Origin of the sequence: Citrobacter sp. S55_ASV_140 (assembly GCF_018919505.1) — a bacterium.
Taxonomy (GTDB): domain Bacteria; phylum Pseudomonadota; class Gammaproteobacteria; order Enterobacterales; family Enterobacteriaceae; genus Citrobacter; species Citrobacter werkmanii.
In genome coordinates this window covers 1-539 of record NZ_JAHLQZ010000430.1, presented here as the reverse complement: position 1 = coordinate 539, position 539 = coordinate 1, and the positions used below count along the sequence as shown (strand labels likewise).

The 539-nt window shown below is 57.0% G+C and carries 2 protein-coding genes; both read right to left on the bottom strand.

What is annotated here, in order from left to right:
* The coding region (locus KQJ18_RS24820; RefSeq protein WP_253297572.1) for a hypothetical protein at positions 1-102 on the bottom strand (102 nt) is incomplete at its 3' end.
* The coding region (gene kefG, locus KQJ18_RS24365) for a glutathione-regulated potassium-efflux system ancillary protein KefG (protein ID WP_216423000.1) at positions 102-539 on the bottom strand (438 nt) is incomplete at its 5' end. The genes kefG and KQJ18_RS24820, both read right to left, overlap by 1 nt.

Below are 539 nucleotides of genomic sequence, written 5' to 3'. Positions count from 1 at the left end.
TCCTAATACCGGGCCAATACCCAGCCGCGATGCCAGCGGCACCGCAGCGACCGCCGCGAAGAGGAACAACACTCCCGCGGTCAATAAATCAGAACCTTCCATCAGCGGCCTCCCACAGGAATCGGATTCGCCAGCCAGTCACCGTACGCTTTAGCATGGCTGTCCAGCTCCTGCTTCGTTTGCCGCCTTGCCCAGTAAACGATGATTGGGCTCATCCAGTGCATGCGGCACATACCGGCCGTTAGCTCAAAAGGGCGCAGTACATCGCTCATCGGATAACGGTTCAGCGCGTCATAACGGTACGCGCTTTCCGGTTCACCGGTGGTGATGACGCTTCGCCAGTACTTTCCCGCCAGTTGATTCCCTCCGGGACCGCTGGCAAATCCGCGGCTCAGAACACGGTCAAGCCACTCCTTTAACAGCGCCGGGCAGCTATAGGTGTAGAGAGGATGCTGAAAAACAATCACATCATGCTCGCGCAGCAGCACCTGCTCATGCGGAATGTCGATGAAAAAATCAGGATAGTGCGCGTAAAGATC